This is a genomic window from Pseudomonas emilianonis, assembly GCF_023072625.1.
GTDB classification, from domain to species: domain Bacteria; phylum Pseudomonadota; class Gammaproteobacteria; order Pseudomonadales; family Pseudomonadaceae; genus Aquipseudomonas; species Aquipseudomonas paraveronii.
The window spans coordinates 1-6,908 of record NZ_JAKNRV010000283.1 but is presented as its reverse complement, the minus strand read 5'-3'; the positions used below and the strand labels follow the sequence as shown (position 1 = coordinate 6,908).

General features: G+C 62.2%; 9 protein-coding genes. All 9 read right to left on the bottom strand.

Translation table 11 applies throughout. From position 1 onward, the window contains the following. On the bottom strand, positions 1-214 hold a 214-nt coding region (locus tag L9Z73_RS22455), incomplete at its 3' end, for a cytosine permease (protein WP_247405628.1). A 68-nt stretch (positions 215-282) separates the two neighbouring features. Beyond that, positions 283-1,314 (bottom strand): ADP-ribosylglycohydrolase family protein, encoded by a 1,032-nt coding sequence (locus L9Z73_RS22450; protein ID WP_247405625.1) that lies wholly within the window; start codon positions 1,312-1,314, stop codon positions 283-285. Next, complete coding sequence (locus tag L9Z73_RS22445) at positions 1,311-2,024, bottom strand: GntR family transcriptional regulator (RefSeq protein WP_247405622.1); 714 nt, start codon at positions 2,022-2,024, stop codon at positions 1,311-1,313. Before L9Z73_RS22445 ends, L9Z73_RS22450 begins: the two co-directional genes overlap by 4 nt. A gap of 71 nt (positions 2,025-2,095) precedes the next feature. Then, positions 2,096-2,656 carry a DUF1285 domain-containing protein gene (locus tag L9Z73_RS22440; RefSeq protein ID WP_247405619.1) on the bottom strand — a complete coding sequence of 187 codons (561 nt, stop codon included), beginning with the start codon at positions 2,654-2,656 and terminating at the stop codon, positions 2,096-2,098. Positions 2,657-2,672: 16 nt separating this feature from the next. Further along, positions 2,673-3,278 (bottom strand): DUF4823 domain-containing protein, encoded by a 606-nt coding sequence (locus tag L9Z73_RS22435; protein ID WP_247405616.1) that lies wholly within the window; start codon positions 3,276-3,278, stop codon positions 2,673-2,675. A 145-nt stretch (positions 3,279-3,423) separates the two neighbouring features. Beyond that, positions 3,424-4,392 (bottom strand): GTP 3',8-cyclase MoaA, encoded by a 969-nt coding sequence (locus L9Z73_RS22430; protein ID WP_247405614.1) that lies wholly within the window; start codon positions 4,390-4,392, stop codon positions 3,424-3,426. A gap of 114 nt (positions 4,393-4,506) precedes the next feature. Beyond that, positions 4,507-5,175, bottom strand: a complete 669-nt coding sequence (locus tag L9Z73_RS22425; protein ID WP_247405611.1) for a TetR/AcrR family transcriptional regulator — start codon at positions 5,173-5,175, stop codon at positions 4,507-4,509. A gap of 445 nt (positions 5,176-5,620) precedes the next feature. Then, the gene (locus L9Z73_RS22420) at positions 5,621-6,406 is read right to left on the bottom strand and encodes a TatD family hydrolase (protein WP_247405608.1); all 786 of its coding nucleotides are present in this window, start codon (positions 6,404-6,406) and stop codon (positions 5,621-5,623) included. A gap of 63 nt (positions 6,407-6,469) precedes the next feature. After that, on the bottom strand, positions 6,470-6,908 hold a 439-nt coding region (locus L9Z73_RS22415), incomplete at its 5' end, for a DNA polymerase III subunit delta' C-terminal domain-containing protein (protein WP_282598717.1).

Here is a 6,908-nt window from a genome sequence, read left to right as displayed (position 1 = left end):
CGCCGAGGATGGCGACGATGACCGCCTGCCAGATGGCCAGGCCGCGAAACGCAACCAGGGTCGCGCCCAGCGGCAGCCCCAGGATGCTGATGTTGGCCGCGAACCACACCCAGAACAGTTGCAGTGGATGGCCGTTGCACTCGCCTTCGGGGACCGGTTCGATGCCGCGTGTTTCCAAGCGCCCGGCGCTTTGGCCGGAAGTGGGCGTACTCATGTGCGGGTGCTCCTGGTGCCGGTATTGTTAGGGGTGTGGCAAATTCGCAAAGCGCAATCTTGATACGGTCAATGTGCGAGCGGGCCGGCCTGTGGCGCCTGGCGCAAGGTGAGCAACCCGTCAACCAACGGCTGCAACGCCAACCCATTGACCTGCTTGACCTGTTCGACCATCGCCGCTGGCCAGCAATGCATCCCCAGGCACGCCCCCAGCATCGCGCCGAGGATCGCGGCGATGGTGTCGGTGTCGCCGCCCAGGCTGGCGGCCAGGCACAAGGCTTCGAAGGCATTCATCGCGCCCACCGCCACTTGCTGCGCGAGGGCGAACGACACCACCACCGACTCCTGGGAAGCGACGGAGGTGCCAATCAACTCATAGAGCAGGTCGGCGAACAGCGCCTTGTCGCCACTGGCGACGCTCAAGGTCCGCGCCCAACTGATGCGCGTGGAAATACGGCCGCCGGCCACCCAGTGTCCGTGGCGTTCGGCCTGCTGGGCGATCTGGGTGCCGACGTTCAGCGCTTCACCCAGGTCCGCCCCGTTGATCCCGGCCGAAACCACTGCCGCCACCGCCGCTGCGCTGGAGATGCCCAGGCTGGTGTTGTGGGTGACCTGGCACGCCTGGATCACCGCCCGGATGAACGAAGCAGGCTCGCGGACATCGGCGGCAATCCCCACCGGCGTGATGCGCATCGCTGCGCCGTTGGTGGTGCCGTAGCGCCCGGACTCTTCAGGCGTATGCCCGGTGAGGATCATATCGATGGCGCGCTTGGTCGACGGGCCCAGCAGGTCCTGGGAACCCTTGGCGCGCATCCGCGCTTCCCAGTCGATCAGGCGTCGCGCGAGTACGCTCGGCTCTATCGTGCCCTGGCCTTCTACCAGCAACTCGCCGACGAGGATCGCTTGCTCGGTGTCATCGGTGATGGAGCCGGCGGGCATGTTTGGTGCGATGGGTTGGTCGGCGTCGGCATCTTCCAGGCCAGTGATGGCACCGAAGCGCGCCCTGATCTGTTCGCGGCTCAGGGACTGGGTGGGCATGCCCAGGGCATCGCCCAACGCCAGGCCGTAGAAGGCGCCGAGGGCACGACTGTGCGCGGTCATTTCGCCGCGCCAAACTGCAGATGCAGACGAAAATGCACAGGGTCGAGCAGACTTTCGACGTACTCCATGAAGCGCTCGCGCCGATCATAAGTGGTGCGCGACGCCTTGAGAAACACCGTGCCCGCCGGGCGGCCGAGCAGCTCAGCGTCTGCATCGGTCAGGGGCTCGGCGCCGATCCATTGATCACCTTCGGCGCCGACGTAACCGTAGGCGGCCAGGGTGATGGTCAGGGAGTTGTCGATCAGCCCGACCCGGGGCAGGCCTTCCAGGCCACCCGAGGCCGGCATCAGCGAGCGCTCCAGGGACACGGCGCGGCCATCGGCGGCGCGTCTAAGGCGGTCAAGGGCAATAAATTGGTCACTGCCGAAACGGCTGAACAGGTCCGGACGGGTCACGGCTTCGAAGCGCAGGACATCGGTGCTCACCAGGGCGCCGGTGTCCGCCAGGGCCTGGGCCCAGCCGCTGCGTTGGTCGAGCACCATACCGTCAAAGGTGACGATGGAGCCGACACCGCTCTGGGTGGCGATGTAGTGGCGGCGCTTGAGCTCGGCCAGGGCTTCGCGCAATGTGCCGCGACTGACTGCAAACTCTTCGGCCAGTTGATACTCACCCGGCAGCAGGAAACCGTCGGCCATCACCCCACCTTCGATACGGCGGATGAGTTCGTCGACGACGCGTTTTTTCTTATCAAATCGGACATGTCTAATCATGTACAAATTGATAACCGAAAGCCGCCGTTTGCAGCAAGCGAATTATTTCAGGGGGGTGGAAAAAACCGCCCTCAGGGCTCCAGGCCAATCGGGAAAAACACGCCGCCGCTCCACACGCCGAGCCAGTTCTGACCGTTGAGCGGGCGGCTCACCGCCAGCTCGACCAATTGGTAGAACACGTTGCGATGCACCAGGGCTTCGAGGTTGGTGCGCACCCGCAGATAGGGCGAAGGCTCCTCGGTGTCGGGGTCGATCACCACCCGCAGCGGGTGTTCGAGGCCAGCCTCAACCTGCTCGTCGACTTGCGTGGTGAAGCGCAACAGCTGGCTTTCGCCCTGCCCTTCGACTTCCAGGGTGACCGCGACAAACGGCGCATCCTCGACGGTGATGCCGACTTTTTCCACGGGGGTGACTAGAAAGTATTCATCGCCATCGCGGCGGATGATGTTGGAGAACAACTTGACCATCGGCTTGCGCCCGATCGGCGTGCCCTGGTAATACCAGGTGCCGTCGCGGGCGATACGCATGTCGATGTGGCCGCAGAAGTCCGGGTTCCACAAATGCACCGGCGCCGGCCCCTTGCCCTTGGGCAGTTGGGCCAATAGATCATTGGCCTTGGCGGAATCGGTCATGGGGTTCTCCTCTGGCTTACTGATCGCTCATGCCCAGCAGGCCTCGGGCGTACTGCGCCAGAGGGCGGGCGATCAGATCTTGGGGCGTATTGTCGTGGAACGTCAGTAAACCGCCACGACTGCGAATCCGTGCAGTATCAATCAAATACTGGGTGCTGGTCTCGATCAACATGATCTGGATAACGCCACTGTCCAGGCCGACACGGTCAAGGGCCTGCTGATCGGTCCACTCATCGGCGTTGCCGATGCGGTCATCCGCCTTGGCGAAGCGGCAGTACAGCAAGTAGTGAGCGCCGGCCGCACGGGCTTCGGCCAAGGCTTGTTCGAGGCCTTCGGGCTGACGGGCGCGGCGCACCATGGGGAAGTATTCGACGAAGCCGTTGAAGGCTTCTTCGGCGACCACGTTCGGTCGCGGATACGCGCTGCCCGGCGGCACGAAGGCGCCCTGGGCGATGAAGATGAAGGAGTCCGGCTGCACGCGAATCGAGGCGGTGCGCCGGGTGTCGCTGTGGTCCAGCAACCCGGCATCGCTCATCTGATAACGGGTGCCTTCGGCCATATCGCTGACGGTCATGCAACCACTCAGCGCCAACGACGCCAGCAACAAAACCAGACTACGCATCCTAATCCTCCAGAAGCCGGTGACGGAAAACCGGCGAATGGGCATGAGATGCAGAATCCGCGCCATTTGGAAACAACGCATCACTAAATGTGGGAGGGGGCTTGCCCCCTCCCACACTGGATTGTGTGTAACCCAGGGGACAGGGTTAGCCGCCGATGATCTTCATGATGGTCGCACCGCCGGAGAACGCCACTTCCTGTTTGTCACCCAGAGCCTTCATCAATAAGCCCTGCAAGGCCGGCAGCGCCTGGTGGCGCGGTTTATCGAGCAGGTCGCCGACATAGTGACGGTTGCTCGACGACAGGCAGCCATGCAGCCAACCGGTGGACGACAGCCGCAACCGTGAACAGGTACGGCAGAACGGCACGCTTTCGTTGGCGATCACGCCAAAGAAGCCCTTGCCCGGCACTTCGTAGCGCACCGCCGTGGCATCCACGGGAGCGTTGGCTTGCAGGTATTCGTGGTGTTCGCCGATCAGGCTCAGCAGTTGCTGAAGGCTGACGAATTGCTGCAGGAACGCATTGGAGTCCTTGGCCAGGTGGCCCATGCGCATCAGTTCGATAAAGCGCAGCTCATAGCCGCGCTCCAGGCAATAGTCGAGCAGCGGCAGCACTTGGTCGAGGTTCTGACCGCGCAGCGGCACCATATTGACCTTGATCTTGATCCCGGCCGCACGCGCCTGGTCCATGCCATCGAGCACCGTGGCCAGGTCACCGCCACGGGCGATGCTGCGGAAAGCGTCGGCGTTCAGCGTGTCGAGGGAGACGTTGATCCGCCGAATGCCGGCGTCCACCAACAGCGGCAGTTTGCGCGCCAGCAGTTGGCCGTTGGTGGTCAGGCTGATGTCACTGAGGCCCATCCCGCCCACGGCGCCCATGAAGGCTTCCAGCTTGGGGCTGACCAACGGTTCGCCGCCGGTGATGCGCAGGCGTTCGATACCGGCGGCTTCGATCAGGTAAGCCACGCCACGGGCCATGGCCTCGGCCGAGAGTTCGTCCTGGGCAGCCACCAACCGCTTGCCGTTAGGCACGCAGTAGGTACACGCGTAATTGCAGGCTGAGGTCAGGCTGATCCGCAAATTGCGAAAACGCCTGCCTTGACGATCAACGATCATGGATCACTCCGGCAGAGGATAATTCGGACGCACTAAAAGCTGACTTATAAATCAGCTTTTAGCAAGCGCCTTACCTGAGTATATTCCTGGGTTACTGCGCCTGGCAGCAAATCATTACGCGGCAGGTGTCTCGGCGGGCTTGGCTTCAACGGGTGGCAGCTCAGCGCTGTGCTTGCGCTTGTTGCCCATGCGCACGCCGATGTCCATCAGGAACTGGAAGAAGCCTTCCTGATCTTCCAGCACATTGCTCCAGAACGGCGAGTGGTACAGCGCCACGGCGCCATGCACCAACGCCCAGGCGGCGCAGTAGTGGAAATACGGCGGCACGTCTTCCAGCTTGCCTTCGCTGATGCGGCCCTTGATCAGCAGGGTCAGGCGCTCGAAGTTCGAGGCGCGGATCTTGTGCAACTCCTCGACCATTTCCGGCACCTGGTGGCCCTTGACCACCTTCTCTTCCAGACGGTCGAACAGGCGGTAGCGCTGCGGGTCACGCATGCGGAACTCAAAGTAAGCCCGCGACAGAGCTTCCTTGTCCTTGTCCACATCGGCCGAATGCAGCAGCTCGTTCAGGTCGCGCTCGTAGTCGAGCATCAGGCGCAGGTAGATCTCGGCCTTGGACTTGAAATGCTTGTAGATGGTGCCTTTGCCAATACCTACGGCATCCGCAATCATCTCGACGGTAACGCTGTCTTCACCTTGTTCGAGGAACAACTTGAGGGCGGTATCGAGAATTTCCTGCTCGCGGCGGCGAAACTCACGGACCTTACGGGGTTCTTTTTGCATGAGGAAAAGGTCTGCAGAGGTCGGTAAAGGGAGGGTTGCGCAGGGCCAAGGATACGTGGCGATACGATTTACCCGGTGCGAGAGATTATCCCGACTGAACGGTCGTTGGGCAACGCCTATGTGAACCCGTCACACACATTACTTTCAGCGCGCCAACGAATTCATGGCGCTCAGTCAGAAATAATACATAACGTTTACGCCTGTACATCCGCTCAATGAGAACTCAAGCGAAGCGCGCGTATTCCAAATCTGTTTAAAAAACGACCAGACGCGACTGGACTGAATCGGATACTGATCAATACTTCAACTGTCGGCGCGACATCTCCCCCAAGTGACGCGTCGATCTGGGTACCGACGGACTGTGTGCCCTTGTTTTACTCCTAATGGTCTTAACCCGGATTCCCCCCCCAGAACCCGGGTTTTTTTTGCCTGCGCTTTGGCCGCGTTAAACGGCGACGTGAGCCAGCGGAAACAGGCGCTTGAAGTTCTCGGTGGTCTGCTCGGCAAAGCGCTCGTAGGATTCACCGCGCAGCATCGCCAGATAATCCGCCACATCACGCACATACTCCGGCAGGTTCGGCTTGCCGCGATGGGGAATCGGCGCCAGGTACGGCGAGTCGGTTTCCACCAGCAGCCGGTCGGCCGGCACTTGTCGCGCCACGTCACGCAGGGCGTCGGCATTGCGGAAAGTGACGATGCCCGACAGGGAAATGTAGAACCCCAAGTCGAGGGCCGCCTTGGCCATGTCCCAGTCTTCGGTGAAGCAATGCAGCACCCCGGCCTGGGGCAATGCAGCTTCGCGCAGCAGGCTCAGGGTGTCGGCGCGAGCGCCTCGGGTGTGGACGATGACCGGTTTGCCGGTCTGCTCGGCGGCTTGCAGGTGCAGGCGGAACGACGCCTGCTGCAATTGCGCGGCTTCGGGCTCGTAGTGATAGTCCAGGCCGGTTTCACCAATCGCCACCACCCGTGGGTGGTTGAGTTCGCCGAGCAACCAGTCGAGAGCCGGGGCTTCGCCGGGCTTGAGGTCCAGCGGATGGATACCCACCGAACAATCCACGTCGGCATAGCGATCTGCGAGGGCTTTGACGTCGGCCGCATTGTCGGCGCTGACGCCGATGCACAGGAAGTGCCCGACCCCACGCTGGCGGGCCGCTTCCAGGGCGGCGTCGAGGGAACCGCCGTGTTGGGCGAGGTCGAGGCGATCAAGGTGGCAATGGGAATCTACGAGCATAAGAAATGACAACTTCAATCACGGGAAGGGTCTGGCCGACGATACACCCGTCGGCCACGGAAATTAACGCCGGCCGAGCAAGCCGACCCACTGCACCAGCAGCGCTTCGAGCAACAGCACGCGGTTGAGGTTGGCCTTGCCGAGCACCTTCTGGCGCTGGGCGAGAATCCAGTCCTGGATATTCAGCACCTTGTCCTGCGCGCTTTTCTGCGCGAGGTATTGCACGACCTTGCGCATGTCCGGCAGGCCCAGGCCATTTTCATCCTGGGTCAACTGGTAGCGCAGGATCAGGCTCGACCAGTCGCAGAACCAGTCGAACAGCAGCAGTAAGGGGATGTCCTTCCAGGCAGCTTCGGCCAACTGGCTGGCAGACAGCTCTTGCTTGAGCAGCTTTTTCACCCCGTCCACCACCAGCGCACGTTGCTCGCGCACACCCTGGGCTTGCAGCTTCACGGCGGCCAGGGGTGAGCCGGCGGCCAGGGTCAGCAGCTCGACGCGCTCG

What these genes read in the sequence shown, in the direction of transcription:
- L9Z73_RS22420 (WP_247405608.1), bottom strand. Translation starts at nt 6,406, where the DNA reads ATGCTCGTAGATTCCCATTGCCACCTTGATCGCCTCGACCTCGCCCAA.
- L9Z73_RS22450 (WP_247405625.1), bottom strand. Translation starts at nt 1,314, where the DNA reads ATGACCGCGCACAGTCGTGCCCTCGGCGCCTTCTACGGCCTGGCGTTG.
- L9Z73_RS22430 (WP_247405614.1), bottom strand. Translation starts at nt 4,392, where the DNA reads ATGATCGTTGATCGTCAAGGCAGGCGTTTTCGCAATTTGCGGATCAGC.
- L9Z73_RS22440 (WP_247405619.1), bottom strand. Translation starts at nt 2,656, where the DNA reads ATGACCGATTCCGCCAAGGCCAATGATCTATTGGCCCAACTGCCCAAG.
- L9Z73_RS22435 (WP_247405616.1), bottom strand. Translation starts at nt 3,278, where the DNA reads ATGCGTAGTCTGGTTTTGTTGCTGGCGTCGTTGGCGCTGAGTGGTTGC.
- L9Z73_RS22425 (WP_247405611.1), bottom strand. Translation starts at nt 5,175, where the DNA reads ATGCAAAAAGAACCCCGTAAGGTCCGTGAGTTTCGCCGCCGCGAGCAG.
- L9Z73_RS22445 (WP_247405622.1), bottom strand. Translation starts at nt 2,024, where the DNA reads ATGATTAGACATGTCCGATTTGATAAGAAAAAACGCGTCGTCGACGAA.